The 22,443-nt window shown below is 70.4% G+C and carries 23 protein-coding genes; 9 read left to right on the top strand and 14 right to left on the bottom strand.

The genetic code is table 11. The annotated features are described in order from the left end of the window. The first annotated feature begins 33 nt into the window (after window positions 1-33). Entirely contained in the window at window positions 34-726 is a 693-nt protein-coding gene (hemQ, locus tag WA670_RS17800; protein ID WP_238607490.1) for a hydrogen peroxide-dependent heme synthase, read from the top strand. Between the two features lie 6 nt (window positions 727-732). Then, window positions 733-2,100, top strand: coding sequence for a CoA transferase (locus WA670_RS17805; protein ID WP_336158309.1), 1,368 nt, complete (start codon window positions 733-735; stop codon window positions 2,098-2,100). A 748-nt stretch (window positions 2,101-2,848) separates the two neighbouring features. Here WA670_RS17805 and WA670_RS17810 read toward each other — a convergent pair. The 10 genes from WA670_RS17810 to WA670_RS17855 all read right to left on the bottom strand — a co-directional run bounded on the left by WA670_RS17810 (window position 2,849) and on the right by WA670_RS17855 (window position 10,992). Further along, the gene (locus WA670_RS17810; protein ID WP_037819058.1) at window positions 2,849-3,628 is read right to left on the bottom strand and encodes a TIGR04222 domain-containing membrane protein; all 780 of its coding nucleotides are present in this window, start codon (window positions 3,626-3,628) and stop codon (window positions 2,849-2,851) included. Window positions 3,629-3,729: 101 nt separating this feature from the next. Further along, window positions 3,730-4,056 (bottom strand): hypothetical protein, encoded by a 327-nt coding sequence (locus WA670_RS17815; protein WP_037819056.1) that lies wholly within the window; start codon window positions 4,054-4,056, stop codon window positions 3,730-3,732. Then, entirely contained in the window at window positions 4,053-4,856 is an 804-nt protein-coding gene (locus WA670_RS17820; RefSeq protein ID WP_037819213.1) for a DUF692 domain-containing protein, read from the bottom strand. The genes WA670_RS17815 and WA670_RS17820 overlap by 4 nt, the downstream gene beginning before the upstream one ends. Next, window positions 4,849-5,670: a TIGR04222 domain-containing membrane protein gene (locus WA670_RS17825; protein WP_336158310.1), complete on the bottom strand. Its 822-nt coding sequence runs from the start codon at window positions 5,668-5,670 to the stop codon at window positions 4,849-4,851. The genes WA670_RS17820 and WA670_RS17825 overlap by 8 nt, the downstream gene beginning before the upstream one ends. Before the next feature lie 18 nt (window positions 5,671-5,688). Beyond that, window positions 5,689-6,636: a TIGR04222 domain-containing membrane protein gene (locus tag WA670_RS17830; protein WP_037819051.1), complete on the bottom strand. Its 948-nt coding sequence runs from the start codon at window positions 6,634-6,636 to the stop codon at window positions 5,689-5,691. A 98-nt stretch (window positions 6,637-6,734) separates the two neighbouring features. Next, complete coding sequence (locus WA670_RS17835; protein WP_336158311.1) at window positions 6,735-7,652, bottom strand: TIGR04222 domain-containing membrane protein; 918 nt, start codon at window positions 7,650-7,652, stop codon at window positions 6,735-6,737. A 112-nt stretch (window positions 7,653-7,764) separates the two neighbouring features. Next, window positions 7,765-8,193, bottom strand: a complete 429-nt coding sequence (msrB, locus tag WA670_RS17840) for a peptide-methionine (R)-S-oxide reductase MsrB (RefSeq protein ID WP_037819046.1) — start codon at window positions 8,191-8,193, stop codon at window positions 7,765-7,767. A 19-nt stretch (window positions 8,194-8,212) separates the two neighbouring features. After that, window positions 8,213-8,518 carry a hypothetical protein gene (locus WA670_RS17845; RefSeq protein ID WP_009075657.1) on the bottom strand — a complete coding sequence of 102 codons (306 nt, stop codon included), beginning with the start codon at window positions 8,516-8,518 and terminating at the stop codon, window positions 8,213-8,215. Between the two features lie 50 nt (window positions 8,519-8,568). Continuing rightward, window positions 8,569-10,200 carry a serine/threonine-protein kinase gene (locus tag WA670_RS17850; protein ID WP_336158450.1) on the bottom strand — a complete coding sequence of 544 codons (1,632 nt, stop codon included), beginning with the start codon at window positions 10,198-10,200 and terminating at the stop codon, window positions 8,569-8,571. Between the two features lie 117 nt (window positions 10,201-10,317). Beyond that, entirely contained in the window at window positions 10,318-10,992 is a 675-nt protein-coding gene (locus tag WA670_RS17855) for a TVP38/TMEM64 family protein (RefSeq protein ID WP_336158312.1), read from the bottom strand. Window positions 10,993-11,029: 37 nt separating this feature from the next. Between WA670_RS17855 and WA670_RS17860 the strand changes: the two genes are divergently transcribed. From WA670_RS17860 to WA670_RS17870, 3 genes are all read left to right on the top strand, one after another. Next, window positions 11,030-12,052 (top strand): DNA polymerase domain-containing protein, encoded by a 1,023-nt coding sequence (locus WA670_RS17860; RefSeq protein WP_238607481.1) that lies wholly within the window; start codon window positions 11,030-11,032, stop codon window positions 12,050-12,052. A gap of 192 nt (window positions 12,053-12,244) precedes the next feature. Then, entirely contained in the window at window positions 12,245-12,637 is a 393-nt protein-coding gene (locus tag WA670_RS17865) for a DUF6221 family protein (RefSeq protein WP_134666391.1), read from the top strand. A gap of 305 nt (window positions 12,638-12,942) precedes the next feature. Beyond that, window positions 12,943-13,938, top strand: coding sequence for an LLM class flavin-dependent oxidoreductase (locus WA670_RS17870; RefSeq protein ID WP_037819038.1), 996 nt, complete (start codon window positions 12,943-12,945; stop codon window positions 13,936-13,938). On the opposite strand, the gene WA670_RS17875 is transcribed toward WA670_RS17870, so the two are convergent. Further along, window positions 13,935-14,591: a maleylpyruvate isomerase N-terminal domain-containing protein gene (locus WA670_RS17875; protein ID WP_336158313.1), complete on the bottom strand. Its 657-nt coding sequence runs from the start codon at window positions 14,589-14,591 to the stop codon at window positions 13,935-13,937. The two genes, WA670_RS17870 and WA670_RS17875, sit on opposite strands and share 4 nt — an antisense overlap. A gap of 40 nt (window positions 14,592-14,631) precedes the next feature. After that, the gene (locus tag WA670_RS17880; protein ID WP_336158314.1) at window positions 14,632-16,224 is read right to left on the bottom strand and encodes a PucR family transcriptional regulator; all 1,593 of its coding nucleotides are present in this window, start codon (window positions 16,222-16,224) and stop codon (window positions 14,632-14,634) included. A 117-nt stretch (window positions 16,225-16,341) separates the two neighbouring features. On the opposite strand from WA670_RS17880, the gene pruA reads away from it, so the two are divergent. Both pruA and WA670_RS17890 read left to right on the top strand, forming a co-directional pair. Continuing rightward, window positions 16,342-17,970, top strand: a complete 1,629-nt coding sequence (gene pruA, locus WA670_RS17885; RefSeq protein ID WP_336158315.1) for an L-glutamate gamma-semialdehyde dehydrogenase — start codon at window positions 16,342-16,344, stop codon at window positions 17,968-17,970. A 15-nt stretch (window positions 17,971-17,985) separates the two neighbouring features. Further along, a complete protein-coding gene (locus tag WA670_RS17890) occupies window positions 17,986-18,915 on the top strand; it encodes a proline dehydrogenase family protein (RefSeq protein ID WP_336158316.1) in 930 nt (309 codons plus the stop codon). A gap of 75 nt (window positions 18,916-18,990) precedes the next feature. Here the strand turns inward: WA670_RS17890 and trxA are convergent, their stop codons facing one another. Beyond that, window positions 18,991-19,362, bottom strand: a complete 372-nt coding sequence (gene trxA, locus WA670_RS17895) for a thioredoxin (RefSeq protein ID WP_009075676.1) — start codon at window positions 19,360-19,362, stop codon at window positions 18,991-18,993. 87 nt (window positions 19,363-19,449) lie between these two features. On the opposite strand from trxA, the gene WA670_RS17900 reads away from it, so the two are divergent. Both WA670_RS17900 and WA670_RS17905 read left to right on the top strand, forming a co-directional pair. Then, window positions 19,450-19,689, top strand: a complete 240-nt coding sequence (locus WA670_RS17900) for a DUF2630 family protein (protein WP_037819206.1) — start codon at window positions 19,450-19,452, stop codon at window positions 19,687-19,689. Between the two features lie 65 nt (window positions 19,690-19,754). Further along, window positions 19,755-20,342, top strand: coding sequence for a TetR/AcrR family transcriptional regulator (locus WA670_RS17905; protein ID WP_037819032.1), 588 nt, complete (start codon window positions 19,755-19,757; stop codon window positions 20,340-20,342). A gap of 450 nt (window positions 20,343-20,792) precedes the next feature. Here the strand turns inward: WA670_RS17905 and WA670_RS17910 are convergent, their stop codons facing one another. Further along, entirely contained in the window at window positions 20,793-22,292 is a 1,500-nt protein-coding gene (locus WA670_RS17910; RefSeq protein WP_336158451.1) for an alpha/beta hydrolase, read from the bottom strand. Window positions 22,293-22,443 lie beyond the last annotated feature (151 nt).

Raw genomic sequence — 22,443 nt, forward strand, 5'->3', positions numbered from 1 at the left:
CGATCGCCGTGCGAGGAGTGCCAGGATGGAGTCATGGCGCGGCTGAATTACAACGAACTCAACGACACGATCCGCTACACCACGTGGTCGGTCTTCCGGATCGAACCGGGGAAGTTGGGGGAGGACCGCGGCGCCGCGGGCCGGGAGACAGCCGAGTACCTCGACGGGCTCGAGGCCAAGGGCGTCGTCGTCCGGGGCGTGTACGACGTGTCCGGCCTCCGGGCTGACGCGGACTACATGATCTGGTGGCACGCCGAGGAGATCGAGCAGGTTCAGGCTGCCTACACCGGGTTCCGGCGCACGCCGCTCGGCCGCGCGTCCACGCCGGTCTGGAGCCAGACCGCGCTGCACCGGCCCGCCGAGTTCAACAAGAGCCACGTGCCCGCGTTCCTGGCCGGCGAGGATGCGCGCAAGTACATCTGCGTGTACCCGTTCGTCCGGTCCTACGACTGGTACCTGCTGCCCGACGAGGACCGGCGCAAGATGCTGGCCGACCACGGCAAGGAGGCGCGGGACTACCCGGACGTGCGCGCCAACACCGTCGCGTCGTTCGCGCTCGGCGACTACGAGTGGATCCTCGCCTTCGAGGCCGACGAACTGCACCGGATCGTCGACCTGATGCGCCACCTGCGCAACACCGAGGCGCGTCGCCACGTGCGCGTCGAAATCCCGTTCTACACCGGCACGAAGGTGCCGCCCGCCGAACTCGTCGCGGCTCTGCCGTAACCGCCGGTGCAGGACGTACTCGCCGGGGCCTGGCAGTCGCTCGCCGGGGAACCGCTGCCCGCCGTGTCCTTGACCGGCGACGAATCCGTGCTGCCCGGACACTTCCGGGTCCCCGCCATGGCGACCGCGAGCATCGCCGCGGCCACCCTGTCCGCGGGTGAACTGCTGCGGCTGCGCGGCATCGACCCAGGCACGGTGTCGGTCGACACCCGGCACGCCGCCGCCGCGTTCCGCAGCGAGCAGTTGCTGCGCATCGACGGCGAGCCCGGACCGAGCCCGTGGGGCCGCATTGCGGGCGACTACCGCGCCGCCGACGGCTGGATCAAGCTGCACTGCAACACCCCACGGCATGAAGCGGCGGTCTGCTGGGCGCTCGGCGTCCCGGCGACCCGCGAAGCCGTAACCAAGACCGTGGCCGCGAAATCCATGGCAGAGGTCGAATCCGCCGTGGTGACCGCGGGCGGCGCGGCAGCGTTGATGCGCTCGCGCGAGGACTGGCTGGCACACCCGCAAGGCCAAGCCGTCGCGGACTTGCCGCTGGTCGAACTGAACCGCATCGGCGACGCGCCGAAGCGCACGCTGTTCGACTCGGACCGTCCGATGGGCGGCGTCCGCGTGCTGGAACTGACGCACGTCCTCGCCGGACCCGTCGCAGGCCGCGTGCTGGCAGCGCACGGCGCGAACGTGCTGCACGTCGGTGCCGCACACCTGCCGCGAATCCCGGTCCTGACCATGGACACCGGCCAGGGCAAGCGCTCGGCGTTCATCGCACTCGACACCGAGGGCGGCCGCGCGAAGCTGAAGAAGCTCATCGCCCGCGCGGACGTCCTGCTCCAGACCTTCCGCCCCGGCGCACTCGCCCGCATCGGCTTCGGCCCGGAAGAGCTCGCCGAACTCCGCCCAGGCCTCGTGGTCGCGGATATCTCGGCATACGGCTGGACCGGCCCGTGGGCCCGCCGCCGCGGCTTCGACAGCCTCGTGCAGATGTCGTCCGGCATCGCCGAGGAGTACGCCACCGACGCCCCGGTGCCGCTGCCCGCGCAAGCACTGGACCACGCCACCGGCTGGCTCACCGCCGCCGCCATCATGACGGCCATCCGCCGCACAGTCACCGACGGCGGCACCTGGCACGCCCGCCTGTCCCTCGCCGGCACCGGACGGTGGCTGGATTCCTTGGGCCGCAAGGATCCGGAACCGTCCGAAGTGGACTACACGGACGTGCTCGAGACGGTCGACAGCGACTTCGGCCAGCTGACCCGCGTCCGGATGGCCGGCGAGTTGCCGGGCGCGCCGCCGCACTGGGACCACCCGTCGCACCGGCCTGGCGCGGATACGCCGGTGTGGTCGCCGGTCGTGGCTCAGCCGGTCTCGTAAGCGACGCCGGACCCGGCGAGCGGCCGCGCTGGCGACGCGGATACCGGTGTGCTGCACCGGCCTCGTGCGCGGCTTCGGCGAGCTGACTCGCGTGCGGATGGTCGGCGAGTTGCCGGGCGAGCGGCCGCACTGGGACCACCCGTCGCACCGGCCTGGCTCGGACACGCCGGTGTGGTCGCCGGTGGTGCCTCAGCCACTCTCGTAAGCGGCGCTAGCCTCGGCGAATGGCCGCGCTGGCGACGCGGACACCGGTGTGCTGCACCGGCCTCGTGCGCGACGTCGGCCAGGTGACCCGCGTGCGGATGGCCGGCGAGCTGCCGGGTGCGCCGCCGCACTGGGACCACCCGTCGCACCGACCCGGGGCGGATCGCCGGTGTGGTCGCCGGTCGTGCCTCAGCCGGTCTCGTAAGCGACGCCAGACCCGTTGAGCGGCCGCGCTGGCGACACGGACACCGGTGTGCTGCACCGGTCTCGTGGGTGCCGCGTTCCGCAAGAGCGCCGTGGTGGTTTCGCGTGGTGCCGCCGGTGTGGTGAGCGCCGTCGGCCCCGCGAGTGTCGCGTCGGTCCGGCGAGCGCCTTGTCAGCCTCGCGTGACACCTGCCAGTCCAGCGAGCACCGCCAGCTCCCGCGCGCCCAGGTCTGCGGTCGTCCCGCCAGTCCCGGCTCGCACGCCGGTCACGCGAGCGCTGCCGTGCCCACCCCCAGCCTCCTGTAGCACCGCCAGCGAACGCCGCCCGTGAAGCAGCGGCTAAATCGGCATAAGCCCTCCTGTAACCCGCTTGTCCGGATAAGCCGCCAGCCCGCCCACCGCGACCAGTTCAGCCGGTCCTGCGCCGCCACCCGCAGCCGCCTGCTGTTCGGCCCGTGCGAGGACCGTCGCCCCCGCAGTCGTCGGCGGCAGCGAACTGACCTTCCGTTCGCCGAACTGCTTGGTGATCCGCTGGCTGCCGACGAGACAGAGCCAGAGCGTCAGCGCCACCTCGCCGAAAACAAGCACCACCATGGCGTTCAGATGAGACCGGCCCACGTCGTAGACCAGCCGCCCCACCCCGGCCGCCAGCACGACCACGGCCACCGCGGTGAGTGTGTACCCGAGACCCGTCAACGGCCTGCGCCTGCTGACCAGCCGCCGCTGGACGAGATCGGTTTCGAGCGCCCGGATCGCAGGCTTGAGCACCGACGATCGCGCGACCCACGAGGCGAGACGACCGCGACCAGCCGCCTGATGCACGGCTTGCTCAAGCGGCGGCGACGCTGGCGGCGGACCAGCGGCGACGATCTCGCCCAGCGACCCGACCTGCAGCTGGCCGCGCGCGAACAGCGTCGCGATCACGGCCTCGACCAGCCGAGGCCGCCCGCCCGCCAGGTACGCGACGTCGTAGACATCGCGCGGCACGGCGGCCGACTCCGGCGCGGACGCCTGTGTGGCCAGCTTGTCCTTGCCAGTGGCCAAAATGCTCGCCAAACCCGCGGCGGTGGCGACGTAGACGAGCAGCATCGGGCTCACCGCGGCCCAGAATCCGTTCACGACAGGTTCCCTCCCTCCCGGCTCGGCAGAGATCGGATAACACCGCCGTAACCAGACATGTCGTCAGCGTAGCCAGCACCACCGACAAAAACCGAACGGGCTCAGCGCCGGAACCATCTGCGTCGAGGTTTGGGCAGGTCACCGCGGGCGATGAGCCACTCCGCAAACGCGTCGGCATACTCGCGCGCCCGGATCGAAGTCGTCTTCGGACGCTCCGCCGCGTACGCGTCGAACAATGGCCGATACCGCGGGCCCAGCGCCTCGGGCAGGTCCGGCCGCAGGTAAGCCACCAGCCGCCGTCGCTTGGCGAGCAGGACGTCCGCTTCGATGCGCAACCGCGAGGCATCGAAGCCGGACGGCGCCTCGGCCCCGGTCAACAAGCTGTCCAGCAGCGCAGCTTGCCGAGCCGCCAGTTCTTCCCGGCTCACAACGTCACCGCGGTGCGCAATGCGACCAGTTCGGCGGCGAGTTCGGAATCGGTGGGGTAGTCGTCGTCGCGCTCCAGGAGAACGCCCGGCGGATCCGTGCGCCGACGCAGTTCGGCGAGCAGATCCAGCACCTCCGGCAGCACCGGATGCGCGTGCGTGTCGTGATAAACCCCGTCGCGCTCCACGCCGCCCGCCATGTGCACGTACGCGAGCCGTTCCCACGGAATCCCGTCCAGGAACGCCACCGGATCGGTGCCCACGTTGCGCGCGTTCGCGTAGAGGTTCGCGACATCGATGATCAGCAGGCAGCCGGTCCGCTCGGTCAGCTCGGTGAGGAATTGTTCCTCGGTCAGCTCGTTGTCCGGCCACTCCAGCAGCGCGGCGATGTTCTCCAGCGCGAACGGTACGTCCACAATGGACTGTGCGAGCCGGACGTTGTCCACCAGCACGTCCAGCGCCGCACGCGAGCGCGGCAGCGGCATCAGATGGCCGGAGTCGAGCCCGCCCGCGCGGACGAAGCACACGTGGTCGCTGACCAGCGGCGCGTCGAGAGCCCGCGCCAGTTCGGCGAGGTGCTCCACCCGCGCGGTGTCCAGCGGCTCGGCCCCGCCCAGCGACAGCGACACCGCGTGCGGCAGCACCGGCATCCCGCGATCCTTCAGCGCTAGCAGGCTTTCCGGTAGGTGCGGGGCGTGCAGATTCTCCGCGACCACCTCGACCCAGTCCACGCCCGGCAGCCGCGCGATCGACAGGTCCAGTTCCGGCCGCCAGCCGATGCCGATCCCCAACCGGTCAGCCACCGCACCCACCTCCGCACCCGCTGCCACCGCCGCAGGACGATCCACCGCCGGACGACGTTCCCGCACCGCTCGTCAACGCCAAGCTTGTCGCATGGTCCGGGTACTGCGCGAACCCGCCCAGCGCGACCAGCGAAGCAGCACCGAACAGCAGCGCGCCGGACTGCGCCCGCTGCGTCACTGGGTTGGTCCGCACCGCGACGACCAGCGCGCGCCCGGCTTTGGTCGGGCGGACTTTCGGCCGCCTGCGACCGGCCACCGCCAGGACCGTCAGAATCGCGGTGATGGCCAGCAGGACGTTCAATCCCGCAGTCGGCCGATGCAGCGCGGAGCCGTTCACTGAGCGCACCAGACCGACTGCGAACAGGGCGACGTAGACCAGAACCACTCCGGTCGCGAAGGAGGCGGAGGCGATCGTAACCAGACCGCGTTTGCGGAGGTCGTTTCCGATGCTCCGCACCGGCGCGGAGACCGCTTCCGCCGTACGCAGCGTCGAAGCCGTGTGGGGCCGCTTCCGCACGGCCTCGTAGACCGCCTGCTCAACCGGCCCCGTCGGCGCTCCGGAGACAGCCGTGAGCTGGCCCCTGCTGTCGACCCGCAGCAGCCCGCGCTCCAGCAACGCCGCGATCGCCGTGTCGACCGTGCGGTGAGGGCCGCCGACGAGACAGGCGAGCTGGTAGACGTCGAGCGGACGGTGCACGTCCGCGGGCGCTTGGCGCAGCAGCGGCCAGACCAGCTGCACCGCCAGCGTCAAGGCCAGCGCGGAACCGTAGACCGCCAGGAACTGCGGGCCGGAGATCCCCCAAGGCTCGTGCACGGCGCCTCCCTCCTTCGGTTATCCGCCGCAGCCGCCCCCGCCGCCGCAACTGCTGCCTCCGCCGCACGAAGACCCGCTGCTGCACGAGGAACCGCCACTGCTGCACGACGATCCGCCGCTCGACCCACCGCCCCCGGTCCAGCTGCCGCCGCCGCTGATCAGCGCTGTGCTCATCTCCTCGTCCGGGTACAGCGCGATTCCGCCGAGCGCGACCACCGCCGCGGCGCCGACGAGCAACGCTCCGTTGCCGTTCCGGTTCGTGGCAGCGAACTCCTCAGGCCGCTCCTCGGCAGCCTTCGCGTCTTCGCGGGCGCGCACGACGATCGCGTGACCCGCGTCGGTCGGGCGGGAGGTCTTCGAGCCCTTGCGGACCGCGTAAGCGATCAACGTCAGGGTCCCGGCCACGACGAGCAACCCGATCAGCCCGCCGATCGGCCGGTCCAGCTGCGCTCCGTTGACCGCGCGGACGATCCCGATCAGCAGCAACACGGCGTACGCGGCCACGATCCCGGCGCGGAAGCCGTCCAGTCCGTCGCCGGCGACGAGCAGCCCGCGTCGTTCGAGGTCCTGGCGGATCTTCTCCACTTCCGGCTGGACCGCCGGCGACTTGCGCACCATGGCGACGGTCGCCGTTCCGCCCTGCGCGGCGTCGTGCACCGCGCGTTCCAGCCTCTTGCGAGCCGGTCGCTTGCCGATCGCGCTCAGCTTGCCCTTGCTGCTCACCCGCAGGAGTTCCTGTTCCAGCAGCGTCGCGATCGCGGTGTCGACCGTGCGGTCCGAGCCGCCGGCCAGGTACGCGAGCTGGTAGACGTCCGGCTGCAGCGGCGCCTCGACGGTCGCGGGCGCGTTCCCTCGCCGCGACCGCGCGATCGACGGCCAGCTGATCTGCACCAGCAGGACGACGGCCAGCGCCAGGCCGAAGATCAGCAGGAATTGCGGGCCGGAAATGCCCCATGGTTCGTCCACGGCTTCCCCCTCGTTTCAGCGTTGCCGGAACCCTAACCGGCCGGTCGCCGGAGGCTGTCGGCAGAACTGACGCACTCGATGTCCGGTTCGTTCCCGGCTCAGCTGTTCCCGCCGCCGCAGCCCCCGCCGCACCCGCCACCGCATCCCGACCCGCACCCGGAACCGCCGCATCCGGAGCCGCAGCCCGCTCCGCCGCCGCAGCCAGACCCGCAGCCCGTCCCGGCGGCCCAGTACCCCGCCGGTCCGGCGAACCCGCCCGCGGCTCCCGCGATGGCCGCCCCCGCCCGACGGGTCGCCGGGAGCCCGCGGAGCAGGGCGACCCGCAGCTCGCGATCCGGGTGGTTCGACAGTCCGCCGACCGCGACGCTCCCGGTCAGCCCGCTGATCAGGCTCTGATCCGGCCACGCCGCTTCGGCTGCTTCACGTCCGGCGTCGGTCGGCCGGATCCGCCGGGCCGCCCGGCGACGGGACAGCGCGGCGAACACGAACCACGCGGGCAGCAGAACCGAAATCAGCACGTAGCCGTTCAGCCCGCCGACGAACGCCGCCACACCGGCCGTCGCCAGCACCGCTTCTCCGATCGCGGTCCACTTCCACGCCTTGCGCAGCGCCTGGCCGTCGACCAGCAGTCCGCGCTTGGTGAGGTCGTCGACCAGTTCGCGGACCGTGTCGCCCCAGACGAGACCGCGCAGCACCGTCGCGATCCCGACCCCCGTGCCGGTCAGCTCGGCAGCTTCCCTGCTCAGCGCGTCCGACGGCTCAGTCGGCGTGCGATACAGCCGTCCCACGGAATCCGCGCGCAGTTGCTCCCGCTCCAGCATCGAGGCGACCGTCGTCTCGGCGACGCGGAACGGTCCGTTCGTCAGCAACGCGACCTGCGCCGCGGACGTCAGCCGGGTTTCGGGATGCCTGCCCCGGTGCAGCCGGGCGGCGGTACGCCGTCCGAGCCACCAGCAGACCAGCGCCAGCACCAGGATCAGCGCGGCCGGCATCGCGCGTTCGATCGTCCAGTCCATCACGGTCCCCCTCCGGATGAACAAACCACGTTACCCGCGTGCCCGGGGTTGCCGCCGGACGAAAAACCGCCCTCCCCGGGAGCGGGAAGGGCGGTTTCAGCGGACCTCGGCGTCAGTCGCCGGAGTCCTCGACGAGCTTCAGGGAAATCGAGTTGATGCAGTACCGCTGGTCGGTCGGGGTCGCGTAGCCCTCGCCCTCGAACACGTGCCCGAGGTGGCTGTGGCACGAGGCGCACAGCACCTCGATGCGCCGCATGCCCATGGTGCGGTCCTCGCGCAGCAGCACCGCGTCGGAGTCCGCCGGGTCGTAGAACGACGGCCAGCCGCAGTGGCTTTCGAACTTCGTGTCGCTGCGGAACAGCTCCGCGCCGCAAGCCCGGCACTCGTACACGCCGGTGGTCTTGGTGTCGGTGTACTCGCCGGTGAACGGCCGTTCGGTGCCGGCTTGCCGGAGCACCGCGTACTCCTCGGGGGCAAGCTGCTCCCGCCATTCCTGGTCGGACTTCACCACGCGCGGAGTGGTGCCGACGACGGGTTTCATACCTTTCACCCTTCCCACGTTACCTGGAGAGAAAAGCGACCGTGTGCAGCGCGATGTCCCAGGCGGTGACCAGCAGCCCGAGCACGATCAGCACCACGACCAGCGCGGACACCCAGTAGCGGAGCCCGCCGGTGCGGTTGCTGGACTCGGCGAAGTCGGCGACCTGGTCCAGGCACGCCTCGACGGTGAAAGTCGGCCCGGTGCGCTCCATCCGGTCGAGATGGGCGGCGAACGCACGGGCCTCCGGGTCGTACGGATCCAGCCCGACCAGATCCTCGTGGAACCGAGGATTCCAGCCCGGCGGCAGAGCTCCGTTCTCGGCCATGCTTCAAAGGTAGGCTATTCGTCCCGCTGGACCCACCTCTGCGGCGAGTGTCACTGCGCTGGCGCGTCGCTTCCGAGGCGAGGGTCGCTGTTGATCATCAGCGTGCCGTCCTCCGTGGCGATGACCTGCACGACCTTCTGCGTCTGCGCGCCGTTTTCCGGAATCAGCGTGATCTGAACGTCGGCGGAGCCGTCCGGGTTGTTCTGGCGTTTGTAAACGCTCGCGTTCCGGTAGGTGTTCAACTTGTTCTGTGCCCAGTACGAGGCGAACGCGGCCTGATCGCCGAAGGCTGCCTGCGCCGAGGGGGTCAGCATCGCCCACGCCTCGGGTTTTCCCACAGCCCCGTAAAAATCAATGACCCGATCACCCGCTGGCCCCCACTGCACGGTGCCGTTGGACTTGACCGGCGGCGCAGAGGAACTCGGCGTGCTCGACGGAGACGCCGGAGCGGAGGAGTTCGGCGCGGGCGGCTGCGCGTTCGACGAACTGCCGCCCTTGTCCCGACTGCTGCTCAACACGAGAAACACCACCAACGCCACCGCAACGACCGCCGCGGCACCGCCAGCGAGGAACGCCATCTTCTTCTTCCGCGCCGCAGCAGGCGAAACCCGATCCCCCGACCCAGCACCGGAGTAGTTCGGCGCGGCAGCAGTCGGCGTAGGCCGCACAGCGGGCTGCGGACGCGGCGGAGTGTTCGCCGGGGGAGCGGGACGCGAAGGCGCACCCATCGGCATGAACGCAGCAGTCGGCGTCCGAGGCGGGTTAGACGGAGCCTTCGGCGCAGCAGCGGCAGCCGCTGCCGGAGCACTCGCACGCGCCCACGGCGGACGGGACCCCGGACCGCGATTCCCCGACAGCAACTGCTGCGGCGCAGCCGGTTCCCCGGTCGCCAGCTGAGCCAGCCGCTCCCGCGCCTCGGCCATGCTCGGCCGCTCGGAAGCCTCGCTGCGCAGCAGGCTCATCAGCAACGCGGTCGCCGGACCGGCCTGCGTCGGCGGGTTGACCTGGCCGTTCGCCGCCGCGTAGAGCAGCGCGAGCTGGTTCGTGGTGTTGCCGTACGGCGTCTGCCCCTCGATCGCCTGATAGAGCGTCGCGCCGAGGGCGAAGACGTCCGAGCTGGGCACCGGGTCGGCGCCGCGGGCCAGTTCGGGGGCGAGGTACGCCGGGGTGCCGCCGATGAGGCCGGTCTGGGTGAGCGTCATGTCGCCGGCCGCGCGGGAGATGCCGAAGTCGGTGATTTTCGCGGTGCCGGTTTCGTCGATGAGGATGTTGCCGGGCTTGACGTCCCGGTGCACGATCCCGGCGCGGTGCGCGGCCACGAGCGCCGCGGCGACCTGCTCGCCGATCCGCGCGACCTGGCCGACCGGCAGCGTGCCCTGTTCGGACAGCACCGCGGAGAGGCTCGGGCCGTTGAGGTACTCCATCACCAGGCACGGGTCGCCGCCGTGCTCGGCGACGTCGAACACGACGATCGCGTTGGGGTGCTGGAAACGGGCCGCGTTCTTCGCCTCGCGCATCGCGCGCTGGCGCATGTTGTCGCGTTCGGCCTCGGAGACGCCCGGCTGCGGCAGGATCTGCTTGATCGCCACCGACCGCTCCAGGCGCACGTCCACGGCACGCCACACCACGCCCATGGCACCGCTACCAATGTGCTCGACGAGGCGGTAGTGCCCCGCGATCAGCTGCCCGGTGTCGATGACGCCCGCTCCTGACGAAAGTCCCGTGATCGTGGTCGTGCGCAGCGCGGATACCCCTCGCGCACCCGAACGAGTGTAGCGGTCGGAAGTACCTGCCCGCCGTCAGCCAGCCGGTGCCGACGGCACGGGCGCCTCCGGCTCGGCGGCGGGGACGCGCTTCCGCAGCACCCGCACCAATCCTGCCGCGCCGAGCGCGGCGAAGACCGCGTAGCAAGCCAGCAATGCGGGCGGCGTGTCGCCGGTCAGCGCGTCCGCGAAAACAACCACCGCGATGGTTCCGGGGACGCTCCCGAGCGCCGTTCCGGCAAGGTACGGAACGAGTTTCACGGACGAAACGCCGCACAGGTAGTTCATCGCCGAAAACGGGACGACCGGGATCAACCGCAGCGACGTGATGGCGAGCACGCCGCCGTCGGAGAGCCGGTCGTTGACCGCCCGCACCGGCGCGCGGTGGAGGTGCCGCAGGATCAAGTCGCGGCCGAGCAGCCGGGCCAGCCCGTACGCCAGCCCGGCGGCGATCGTGGTGGCCGCCAAGGCGATGACCACCCCCGCGACGCTCCCGACGAGCAAACCGGCGGCCAGATTGAACACCGTGCGCGGGATCGGCGCGACGGTGAGCAACGAGTAAGCCACGACGAGCACCAGCGGAGTCATCGATCCGGTCTCCGCGGCCCAGGTGCGCAGCTGCGCCGGTCCCGGAATCGGCAGCCACAGCGCGGCGGCGCCGAGAAGAGCTAGCACGACCAGGGCGGCGATCAGCTTGGTTCTCCCGGACACCCCGCCACGGTACGGCACTCGCGGCTACGGTGGCCGCATGGCCAAAAACGGCGATCCGGTCGAGTACCAGGTGGGGGAGCGCACCGTCCGGGTGTCGAGCCCGGACAAGGTCTACTTCCCCGAACGCGGCATCACGAAGCGGCAGGTGGTCGAGTACTACCTCGCCGTGGCCGATCCGTTGCTGCGCGCGATCGGCGAGCGGCCGACCACGCTGAAACGCTACGTCGACGGCGTCACCGGTGAGTGGTTCTACGCCAAGCGCGTGCCCAAGGGTGCGCCGGACTGGCTCGAGACCGCGCGGATCACCTTCCCGTCCGGCCGCACCGCCGACGAGGTCTGCCCGACCGAACCCGCGGTGTTCGCCTGGGCGGCCAACCTCGGCACGTTCGACTTCCACCCGTGGCCGGTCCGCCGTCCTGACCTGGATCACCCGGACGAGCTGCGGATCGACGTCGACCCGCCGGAGCGCGCCGGGTTCGCCGACGCGGTCGAGGTCGCCGGCGTCGTCCGCGAGGTGCTCGCCGACGCCGGGCTCACCGGCTACCCGAAGACCTCCGGCGGCCGCGGCGTGCACGTCCTCGTGCGGATCCGCCCGGAATGGGACTTCATCGCGGTGCGGCACGCGGTGATCGCGCTCGGCCGCGAGGTCGAACGGCGGATCCCGGACAAAGCGACGGTGTCCTGGTGGAAGGAGGAACGCGGCGGCCGCGTCTTCCTCGACTACAACCAGGCGGCCCGGGACCGGACGGTCGCCTCCACCTGGTCAGTGCGCGGCACCCCGCGCGCGACCGTGTCGACCCCGCTGACCTGGGACTTGCTCGCCGACGTCGACCCGGACGACTTCGACGTCCTGACCGTCCCCGGCTTCCTCGCTGAGCACGGCGACCTCCACGCGCCGATGGACGAGAAGGCGTTCGGACTGGAGACGCTGCTGGAGTGGTACGAGCGCGACGACCGCGACCTCGGCGGTGCGGAACTGCCATACCCGCCGGACTACCCGAAAATGCCTGGCGAACCGAAGCGGGTGCAGCCGAGCAAGGCCCGATCCGACCAGGCGTGATCGTCCGATCGCCGGGCGTGTTCACTCTCGGTGATCAACATTGCGGGGAATTTCGCGAATGTTTCCGCAGGTCGTACTGGTTTTTCCGAGGTCGATTACCGTGAGGTGCACCGCTAAGCGGTAACGCGCCGGGGTCGAGGTGCGACTATTGCCGGAACCGGAGGGGAGCCGGGACCGGAGGAGGGAGACGTCGTGGACGACCTGATCGCGTTCCTGGCCGCGCGCGTCGGACAGCGGCAGGCGCTGATCATGCAGGCGGTGCAGAAGGGCAAGGCCGGCGAGTCGCTCAACCGCGGCGAGGCCAAGGTCGGGCTCGAGGAGCGGGTCCGCTCCCTTGGCGACCTCGAACTCGACGTGGTCAACCAGATGATCAACGAGATCGAGGCGACGCGGCGGATCATGCTCGCGCATCGGACCACGGTGTCGGAGAAGGTGCCCGGGTTTCCGTTGTACGGCAGCGAGTATTGGTGTGAGACCTGTCATGTGCCCGCGGACGAGGCCGGGTCGAATTGGTGTTTGACGTTGCGGTTGCTGGCGTTGCCGTATGCGGATCATCCGGATTACAGCGAGCGGTGGAGGCCTTGAGCGGGCTCGGCTCGTCGCCTGGCGGCGACATTCGCACGGTGGTTGCGTGGGGCACCCCGAAGTTTGATTGTGCTGACGGTCGGTGGGTGCTTGTCAAGGCGGGAAAGATGCCTTGACAAGCACCCACCGACCGCAGGGGAGCTTCGTATCGGGGTGCGGGGGAGGTGTGGGTGCCTCGATGGTTGGGTGCACCGGCTGCGGTTTTAGGGCCGTGAGGGGAACCCTGAGGGAATCAGAGTCAATGAGGGTGGCCCTCACGGACGGTCGTGGGGGCGGGGAATTCGCGCTGTCCGGATGGCGTTGCCGTGGGCGTGGACGTTCCGATTTCTGTGCTGGACCGGTCGCCCGTGCGGCGAGGGCGGGGGACCGCGCAGGCGATCCGGGACACGGTCGCGTTCGCGCGTGACATCGAAGCTCTCGGCTATCACCGGTTCTGGGTTTCCGAACACCATGGCGTACCTGGGGTCGCCGGGTCTTCGCCTGCGGTGCTCGCGTCCGCCGTTGCGTCTGCGACCTCGCGTATCCGGGTCGGGTCCGGGGGCGTGATGTTGCCCAACCATCGGCCGCTCGTGGTTGCTGAGCAGTTCGGGATTCTGGAGTCCTTGTTTCCCGGGCGGATCGATCTCGGGATCGGGCGTTCTGTCGGGTTCATCGAGCCGGTGCGGCGTGCGCTTGGCCAAGGCAAGGACGCGGCCGACGGCTTCGACGGGCAGGTTCGCGAGCTTCTCGCGTTCTTCCGGGGTGAGCACGACGGGGTACACGCGATCCCGGCCGAGGGGTTGTCGGTGCCGGTGTTCTTGCTTGCGACTGGTGCGGGGGCGGAGTTGGCCGCTGGGCTCGGGTTGCCGCTGGTGATCGCTCCGGCCCATGGGCAGCGTGCGATGGTCGAGGCGATTTCGCGGTACCGCGAAACGTTCCGGTCCGATGTGGACGATCCCTATGTCGTCGTGTCGACAGCGGTCGCGGTGGCGGACACCGCGGAGGAGGCTCGGCGGCTGCTGGTGCCCGAGGCTTGGTCCACTGTGTACTCGCGCAGCCATGGCGTTTTCCCGCCGCTTTCGCCTGCGGACGAGATTTTGGCGCTGCCGATGACCGACCGTGAACGCCGTCGTCTCGACGACACGTTGGCCGGGCAGATCAGCGGCACCCCGGACGAGGTCGGCGCACGTCTCGCGGATCTGGTCGACTCGACCGGGGCGGACGAGTTGCTCGTCAGCACCAGCACTTACGACCCGGCGGCGCGCGTCGAATCGTTTGCCGCGCTTGCTGAGTTGACTGCGGCGGAACGGCTTTCGGTCTAGCCGAGGACGATCGGCAGCTTCTCCGTCAGCGACCCCAGCGCCGCTTTTTCCTCGTCGGTCGCGGCACGGCGGCCGGTCGCTACCAGGAGCGCGGCTTGGTCGTCCAGCGCTGCCGGAAGTGGTGAACCCAGCGCGGTTTCGACGGTTCGCCGGGTCGCGGCCAGGCAGTCTGCGTCTGGACCGTCCACTCCGGACAGATGCATGACGAGGTCCAAGTGGTGCAACGTCGCTTCCACGACGTAGGTCTCGAAATAGTCTGCGACCGTGAGCACGTAGTCGCGGGTTTCGACCTTCGACGCCGGGTCCGCGAGCGCGGCCGCGCGTCCGGCTGCCTGGGCGAGGTCGTCGAAGTGGTGCGCCAGCCAGGCGGTGGAGCCGTAGCTGAGCGCCGCGCGGCGGGTGAACAGGCCTTCTTCGTCCATGCCGGTCGGCAGGTCGGTGCCGAGTTCCCAGTATTGCGCGGCGGTGTGCGTCGGCTCGCCTTCGGCGGGGGTCGCGAGCGTGATCAGGATGTCCTGCGCGTCGATGACCAGGTGGAATACCAGATCCTGCACCAGCCAGCCGGTGCATCCCGACGGGGCCAGCCACTGCCCGCCTTCAAGCGATTTCACGGCGTTCTGCAGCGCGTTCCAGGAGCGGAAGAAGAGGTCCACGACGGCACTTTAGCGATCACGAACCCCCGCGGCATCCGATTTACAGCCGCAGCAACAGTTCAGTGAGCAGCCGCTGAGCCGGATCAGTCAGGTCGATCCCGGACACCTCCGACGCCCGCCGCACCCGGTAGCGCACGGTGTTCGGGTGGATGTTCAGCGAGCGCGCGGCCGTGCGGACGTCGCCGAAAGCGTTCAGATACGCCAGCACCGCGGGGATCAGGATGTCACCGTGGTCGGCGTCGTGGGCACGCAGTTGCGCGAGCCGCGGATCGCGCAACCGGGGCTGATCTCCCAAGTAGGCCAACACTTCCGACAGCAACACGTCCGCCCGGACGTCAGCCAGCGACGCGACGTCGGACGGCCAATGACCGCGCGTCATCGCCATCAGCACCCGATCGGCGTCGCCGCGCGACAACGCCGCGTCCGACAGTCTCGGCACGACCCCGCCGAGCGCGGCCCGGACCGGGACGTCGAGGTGTTTCCGTGCCGCACCAACGATTTCCTTCGCCAACGCCAGCACTGGCGCATCCGAGTGTTCCGGCAGATCCGGGAGCAACGCGTACACCCGGCCGCCGAGCACGCTCACGAGCGCGGTCCGCCGATAGGCCGCGGTGTGCACGGCGATCAGGTGCACCAATTCTGCCCGGCGCAGCAACCGGTCCGAAGCGGCCGTCGTCTGCTGCCGGGAAAGCGTGAACGCCAAAACCTGTGCTGGACGCGCCGGATCGGCACCGATGTCGTCTGCGACCGACTCGGCGTCGACGCGTCCTTCCAGCAGCCCGGCGAGCAAATCTTCGCGCAGCCGAAGTTGCGGATCGGGCAGGGTTCGGGCGCGGATCAGTTGTGGGGCAAGGGTTCTGCTCGCGCCGAGCAGCGCCACCTCGGCTTGTTCGGTCAGCGGCTGCGCGCCTTCCTGGACCCAGATCGTGCCGAGCGGCTGCGATCCGGCGTGGATCCCGGCGGCGATGCGGCGGCGGATTCCCAGCTCCGGGCGCTCGTCCACGCGCACGATTCCTTCGCCGGCCCGCAATCGCTGGTAGACGCCCCATTCGCGGAGGATCGCGAGGTACCGTTCCGGTCCTTCGCGGCCCAAGATCGACAACCGCCGCAGCTCGTCGACCTCGTCGCCGGCTCGTGAATACGCCAGGACGCGGCTCGCGGTGTCCTCGATGCTGACCAGGCCGCCGGTGAGCGTCGCGACCGTCTGGGCCAGCGCGAACAGGTCGCCGAGCACCTCGCCGGTCTCCGCTTCGCCGCCCGCGCGGGCCGCGTCGACGACCCCGCGCGCCAGCGCCTCGACCTGCTCCCACCGCGCCTCCGCGCCGACCGTGAGCAGCGCGACTCCAGCGTCCGCCGCGACGTCCGTGCCGCCTTCGCCCTTCACGGCCACCGCGGCCGCTCCGGCGCGTCCGGCCGCCCGGATCGCCGCCGCTGCCGACCGGCCGCGCGCGCCGATCACCAGGACCAGGTCGCCGGGGTGCGTTTCGGGCGGGTCCTCGGGGTCGAGGATCACCACGTCCTGCACCGGAACGCCCAGTCCGCGCGGCGCGACGAGCACCCGCACGAGCGGTTCGCCGAGCGTCGCGAGCACGTGCCGCAGCGAGGCACCGGCGAACGGTTCGGCGGCCGTCATCGCGTAGGCCGATCGGACAAAACCATATGGGCGATTCTAGCTGCTTGAACAAACCCCTGAACGCCGCGCAGCGTTATCTTTCGGGCATCCGACGAGTAAGCCAACGAGGGAGCCGCCGTGGACGCCGTGACCCAGACCCCCGCCCCGAAGAACGAGCCGGTGCTGACATACGCGCCGGGCAGCGCCGAGCGCGCCGAGCTGGAGGGTGCGCTGAAGAAACTGGGTCAGGCCGGTCCCGTCGACCTGACGGTCACCGTCGGCGGCGAGCAGCGCGCGGGCGGCGGCGAGAAGATCGACGTTGTCCAGCCGCACAACCACGGCCATGTCCTCGGCACCATCCAGAGCGCCACGAAGCAGGACGCGACCGACGCGATCGCTGCCGCCGCGAAGGCCGCTCCGGAGTGGCGCGCGCTGTCCTACGACGACCGTGCGGCGATCCTGCTGCGCGCCGCTGACCTGCTGAGCGGCCCGTGGCGCTCGACGCTGAACGCGGCCACCATGCTCGGTCAGTCGAAGACCGCGACGCAGGCCGAGATCGACTCCGCGTGCGAGCTCGCCGACTTCTGGCGCTTCAACGTCGCCTTCGGCCGCAGCATCCTCGACCAGCAGCCAGTCAGCTCGCCGGGCGTGTGGAACCGGATGGAGCACCGTCCGCTCGAGGGCTTCGTGTACGCGATCACGCCCTTCAACTTCACTGCCATCGCCGGCAACCTGCCCACCGCGCCCGCCCTGATGGGCAACACGGTGCTGTGGAAGCCGTCGCCGACGCAGAGCTTCGCCGCGCACCTGACCATGCGGCTGCTCGAAGAGGCCGGCATGCCGCCGGGCGTGATCAACCTGCTGCCGGGCGACGGCAAGGCTGTCTCCGAGGTCGCGCTGACGCACCGCGACCTGGCGGGCATCCACTTCACCGGCTCCACCGCGACCTTCCAGCACCTGTGGGGCACTGTCGGCGCGAACATCGCCGGCTACCGCAGCTACCCGCGTCTCGTCGGCGAGACCGGCGGCAAGGACTTCGTGCTCGCGCACCCGTCGGCCGACATCGACGTGCTTCGCACCGCGCTTGTCCGTGGCGCCTTCGAGTACCAGGGCCAGAAGTGCTCCGCCGCTTCGCGTGCGTACGTGCCGCGCAGCGTCTGGGAGCAGCTGAAGGACGGCCTTGCGTCCGAGACCGCCGCGCTCTCGTACGGCGATGTCACCGACCTGTCGCACTTCGGTGGCGCAGTGATCGACCGTCGGGCCTTCGACAAGCACGCCTCGCTCTTCGAGCGCGTTAAGAACGACAGCGAGGTCGAGATCCTCGTCGGCGGCACTGCGGACGACAGCATCGGCTACTTCGTGCAGCCGACCGTCCTTGTGTCGACGAACCCGAAGCACGAGATCTTCAGCACTGAGTACTTCGGCCCGATCCTGTCGGTCTATGTGTACGAAGACGCTGACTTCGACTCCGTGCTGCAGCTGGTCGACGAGACCGCTTCGTACGCCCTCACCGGCGCCGTCATCGCGAACGACCGCACGGCCGTCGCGAAGGCTTCGCAGGCGCTGCGGTTCGCCGCGGGCAACTTCTATGTCAACGACAAGCCGACCGGCGCGGTCGTCGGCCAGCAGCCGTTCGGCGGGGCGCGCGCCTCGGGCACGAACGACAAGGCCGGCTCGGTCTTCAACCTGCTCCGCTGGACGAGCCCGCGCTCGATCAAGGAGACGTTCGTGCCGCCGACCTCCGTGCGCTACCCGCACCAGGGCTGAGAAGGAGACACCGTCATGCTGCGTGCCCCGTTGCTCGCCGCCGCTCGTTCGCAGCGGATGCGTGCGCTCGTCGAAGCGGTACCGGTCACCCGGTCCGTAGTGCGCCGGTTCGTGTCCGGCTCGGCTATCGCCGACGCCGTGCGCGCCGCACGGGAACTGGCCGCCGACGGCCGGAAGATCACCATCGACCACCTCGGCGAAGACACCACCGACGCCGCACAGGCCACCGCCACCGTGCAGGCGTACGAGGAGTTGCTGACGGCGCTGTCCGAACAGGGCCTCGCCAAGGGCGCGGACGTCTCGGTGAAGCTGTCCGCGGTCGGGCAGTTCCTGCCGGGCGACGGCGAGGGCGTCGCGCTCGAAAACGCGCGGAAGATCTGCGCGGCGGCCGAAGCGGTCGGCGCGACAGTGACGCTCGACATGGAGGACCACACCACCACGGACTCGACGCTCGGCATCCTCCGCGAGCTGCGCGCCGAGTACCCGTGGGTGGGCGCGGTCCTGCAGGCCTACCTGCACCGCACCGAGCAGGACTGCCGCGAGCTGTCCGGTCCCGGGTCGCGCGTGCGGCTGTGCAAGGGCGCTTACGCCGAGCCGGAGTCGGTGGCGTTCCAGGACAAGTCCGAAGTGGACAAGTCCTACGTGCGCTGCCTGCGCGTGCTGATGGAGGGCAAGGGCTACCCGATGGTGGCCTCGCACGACCCGCGGATGATCGCGATCGCGGGCAAGCTCGCCGCCGACGCCGGCCGCACGTCCGGCGACCACGAGTACCAGATGCTGTACGGCATCCGGCCCGAGGAGCAGAAGCGGCTCGCGGCCGAAGGCGAGACGATGCGCGTGTACGTGCCCTGCGGCGACGAGTGGTACGGCTACTTCATGCGCCGGCTGGCCGAGCGTCCGGCGAACCTCGCGTTCTTCCTGCGCGGGCTCGTCACCCGGTCCTGAAACGCTGCGAAGGCCCGGCACCCTGGTGGGTGCCGGGCCTTCGTGTTTCCCCGGGTTGCGCCTGTGGCAGCGGGCTCAGGCCTGCTCGGCTTCTTGCGCGGCGGCGGCCTTGCGCACCTCGTCCATGTCGACCTCGCGGGCCTGGCGGATGAGGTCCTCCAGCGCGGCTTCCGGAAGGGCGCCGGGCTGGGAGTAGATGAGGGTCTTGTCGCGGATCACGGCGAGCGTCGGGATCGAGCGGATGTTGAACGCCGCGGCGAGCTGCTGCTCGGCTTCGGTGTCCACTTTCGTGAAGGTGATGTCGCTGTGCTTTTCCGACGCCTTCTCGAACACCGGCGCGAACTGGCGGCACGGGCCGCACCAGCTTGCCCAGAAGTCGATCAGCACGAACTCGTTGTCGGTCACGGTCTGGTCGAAGTTGTCCGCGGTCAGTTCCACTGTGCTCATGGGTGGTCCAACGAACGAACCGGGTGGGGAATTCCCCGGGGCGCGGTAGCGTCCTGGTGGGTGTCCGACGCTTCCTTGGAGGTTGATGTGGCTGACGGGATCTTGGGACGGATCGACGAGCTGATCGCGCAGGAGAAGGAACTGCGCGACCGGGCGATCGGGGTCGGGCTGTCCTCGGACGACCGGGAGCGGCTCCGCCGGGCCGAAGAGGAGCTCGACCAGTGCTGGGACCTGCTGCGGCAGCGCCGGGCCAGGGTCGAGTTCGACGACGATCCGGACGAGGCTTCGGTCCGGTCGGTGGGCGAGGTCGAGGGATACCGGCAGTAGCCTTTTGAAGGCTAACGGTTAGCTTTTGGCAACCGGTCGGATTTTGTGACTGATAGCATCCGCGGATGACTGAGCCGTCCGGGCGGCGCGAGCGCAAGAAGGCTGCGACCCGCCAGAAGATCGCCGACACCGCGCTCCGGCTGTTCCTCGAGCGCGGGTACGACGAGGTGGGGATCCGGGACATCGCGGCCGAGGCCGACGTCGCCGTGACCACGGTCTTTTCGCATTTCGCCTCGAAGGAAGCACTGGTCTTCGAGCAGGACTCGAACTTCGAGGAAAGCCTGCGCGGCGCGGTCGAGCGGCGGTCGTCGGCGGAGGCGCTGATCCCGGCGCTGCGCGACGAGATCCAGGCGCTGGTGCGGCATTGCACCGCGGACAGCGTCGCGCCGGTCTGGCGGATGATCGACGGGTCGCCCGCGCTGCGGGAGTACGAGGAATCGATGCGGCTGCGGCACGCGGAGTCGCTGGCCGCGGCGATGGCGGCCGACCCCGGTCTCGAGCGGACTCCGACAGCGTGCCGGGCGATCGCACGGTTCGTGGTCGACGCCTACTCGGTGGCTCGCGAGGCGGCTGATCCGGAGGCCGCGGTGGACGAGGTTTTCCGGATGATCGAGGCGGCCTGGGCGGCTGCCAGTCCGGCCGTGTCCCGTTAGGACCGTCTCCCTCGCGTTTGCTGGCTTTCTGGCCGCGAGTGGCGGAATTCGGTGCGCTGTCGGCGTTTTCGGCACTCCCGGTGAAAATCTCGGTCCCGTGTGGGTGAGCGGATCCCGCCGGGTCGAGCGATGCGCTGTCGAACAGGTGTTCGAGATACTGAATGGGTGTTCGAGACGACTTCGGCGGGACAGCCCCGGTTCCGCCATCTCAGACCTCAGCGGGGATTGCTCGGCCGGCTCAGCGGGCTGGTGCGCGGCTGGCGGCGCTATCTCGGCGAGAGGGGGCCGTTCGACAGACGCGCTGCGCACACCACGCGGCGCGAGCGGCTCCGCGCCCAACCTGTTGCTCGGCGACGCCGCGACCACCAAGCGGCCGCACCTGCGGCTGATCACCAAACAGCAGGCCGACTGCGCGTACTCCGTCTCGCAGGTCGCCGGCCAGGCCGGTCCCTAGGCCGGGCAGAGAGTGCCGTTGTCCGGAATCTTGCCGTCGATCAGGAAGGCCTGCGCGGCTGCGGTGACGCAGGAGGACTGGCCGACCGCGCCGTGCGCGACGCCTTGCCACGTGACAGTGACGGCGCTGGGCATCTGGTCCGCGGCCCGGGTCGTGCCGATCTGCGGCGTGACCGGGTCGGTGGCGGTAGCGGCCACCAGCATGGGCGGGGCGCCTGGCGCACCGGCGGGAGGCAGCGCCTCGCGGCGGACCGGCCAAGCGCCGCACCAGGCGAGTTCCTGGGCGACCGCAGCGCCGAACTGCGGGTACTTGGCGCGCATGTTGGCGGCGGCGCGGTCCAGTTGATCGGCGGGCAGCCGCGTGGTCGAGTCGTTGCATCGGGTCGCGATGGTGCCGCCGATGCGCGACGTGCGGCCGCGGACGTCCGCGACGATCGGATTCGCGAAGCCGGCCAGCGCGGTGACGTCACCGTTCTTCGCGGCGTTCAGCGCGTCGGCGAGAGCGGGCCAGTTCGACCGGTCGGCGAGGCCTTGGTACACCGCGTAAGTCGCCACGCCGGGGCTCATCGTCACGCCGTCGTCAGTGTCCACAGGGGACGTACGGAGCCGGTCGGTCACGGTCTTCAGCGCGACCTTCGCATCGCCCATCGGGCAGTTGCGGGCGGCGCAGTCCGCGGAGAAGGCGTCGAACGTCGACTGTGCGCCGGCGGCCACCGCGTCGAGCACCGCCGCCCGGTCGGCGCCCGGGTCCGGGATGCCGTCCAGCACCATGCGGCCGACCTGCGCCGGGTAGCGCACCGCGTACTCCGAAAGCACCTTCGAGCCGTCACCGCGGCCGAGCGCGTTCAGCCGGTCGAGGCCGAGTTGTTTGCGCAGCTGGTCGAGGTCCCCGGCGGTACGCCAGCTGTCCAGCGCGGTCTGCGCGGTGTCGAGGTCGAGCGCGCACTGCTGACCGGCGCGGCGAGCCGCGTCGAGCACCTCGCCGAGGCCGCCCTGCGCCGGGTCCGCGCCCAGCAGGTCCGAACGCACTTCCAGCGGCACGCACTGCACGCCGCCGGACAGCCCGGTGCCGCGCCGGTCCACGCCGATCAGCGAGAACTTCTTGAGGAACTCCGGCGGAAGCCGGGTCGCCAGGCGCGCGGCGAACAGCGAGCCCGGCTCGCCGCCGACGTCGTTGACCACCACGAGCGGGATCGGTCCGTCGCCCGCCTTGAGCACGAAGATGCGGGCGAGCAGGTGCTGCGAGTCCTCGGGCGCGTCGAGCGGGGAGGTCATGCGCGCGCAGCTGACGTGCAGCGAATCGGGCAGCGCCGGAGCGGCCATCCGCTGCCGGGTGTCCGCGTCGCAGTTGGCCCATCGCAGGGCGGACTTCTTGGGCTCTGCCAGCGGCGGCAACGGCACAGCGGCGGTGCTCGGGGGCGGCGCGGTGGTGGTGCGTCCGTCGTTGTCGATCACCGCGGGGCGCACGGAGGGACCGCTGGTGCACCCGGCCAGCATGAGCACTCCCAGCGTCGCCGCCACCAGCCGGGCGCGCGTACGGGAACGGCTGGGGGAACGGCGGTGCACGGGCTGGTCCTCACGTCTGCTCGGCGGAACTCTCGGACGAGCTTGGCACGCCTGGTGTGGGAAGCCAGTGAGCGGGTCCTGC

This window comes from Amycolatopsis sp. VC5-11 (assembly GCF_037034185.1).
GTDB classification, from domain to species: Bacteria; Actinomycetota; Actinomycetes; order Mycobacteriales; family Pseudonocardiaceae; genus Amycolatopsis; species Amycolatopsis nivea.

Excerpts from the sequence above, each read along its gene's own strand:
- hemQ (WP_238607490.1), top strand. The coding sequence starts at position 34 with ATGGCGCGGCTGAATTACAACGAACTCAACGACACGATCCGCTACACC.
- WA670_RS17835 (WP_336158311.1), bottom strand. The coding sequence starts at position 7,652 with ATGGACTGGACGATCGAACGCGCGATGCCGGCCGCGCTGATCCTGGTG.
- msrB (WP_037819046.1), bottom strand. The coding sequence starts at position 8,193 with ATGAAACCCGTCGTCGGCACCACTCCGCGCGTGGTGAAGTCCGACCAG.
- WA670_RS17845 (WP_009075657.1), bottom strand. The coding sequence starts at position 8,518 with ATGGCCGAGAACGGAGCTCTGCCGCCGGGCTGGAATCCTCGGTTCCAC.
- WA670_RS17860 (WP_238607481.1), top strand. The coding sequence starts at position 11,030 with ATGGCCAAAAACGGCGATCCGGTCGAGTACCAGGTGGGGGAGCGCACC.
- WA670_RS17880 (WP_336158314.1), bottom strand. The coding sequence starts at position 16,224 with ATGACGGCCGCCGAACCGTTCGCCGGTGCCTCGCTGCGGCACGTGCTC.
- WA670_RS17890 (WP_336158316.1), top strand. The coding sequence starts at position 17,986 with ATGCTGCGTGCCCCGTTGCTCGCCGCCGCTCGTTCGCAGCGGATGCGT.
- trxA (WP_009075676.1), bottom strand. The coding sequence starts at position 19,362 with ATGAGCACAGTGGAACTGACCGCGGACAACTTCGACCAGACCGTGACC.
- WA670_RS17905 (WP_037819032.1), top strand. The coding sequence starts at position 19,755 with ATGACTGAGCCGTCCGGGCGGCGCGAGCGCAAGAAGGCTGCGACCCGC.
- WA670_RS17910 (WP_336158451.1), bottom strand. The coding sequence starts at position 22,292 with ATGCTGGCCGGGTGCACCAGCGGTCCCTCCGTGCGCCCCGCGGTGATC.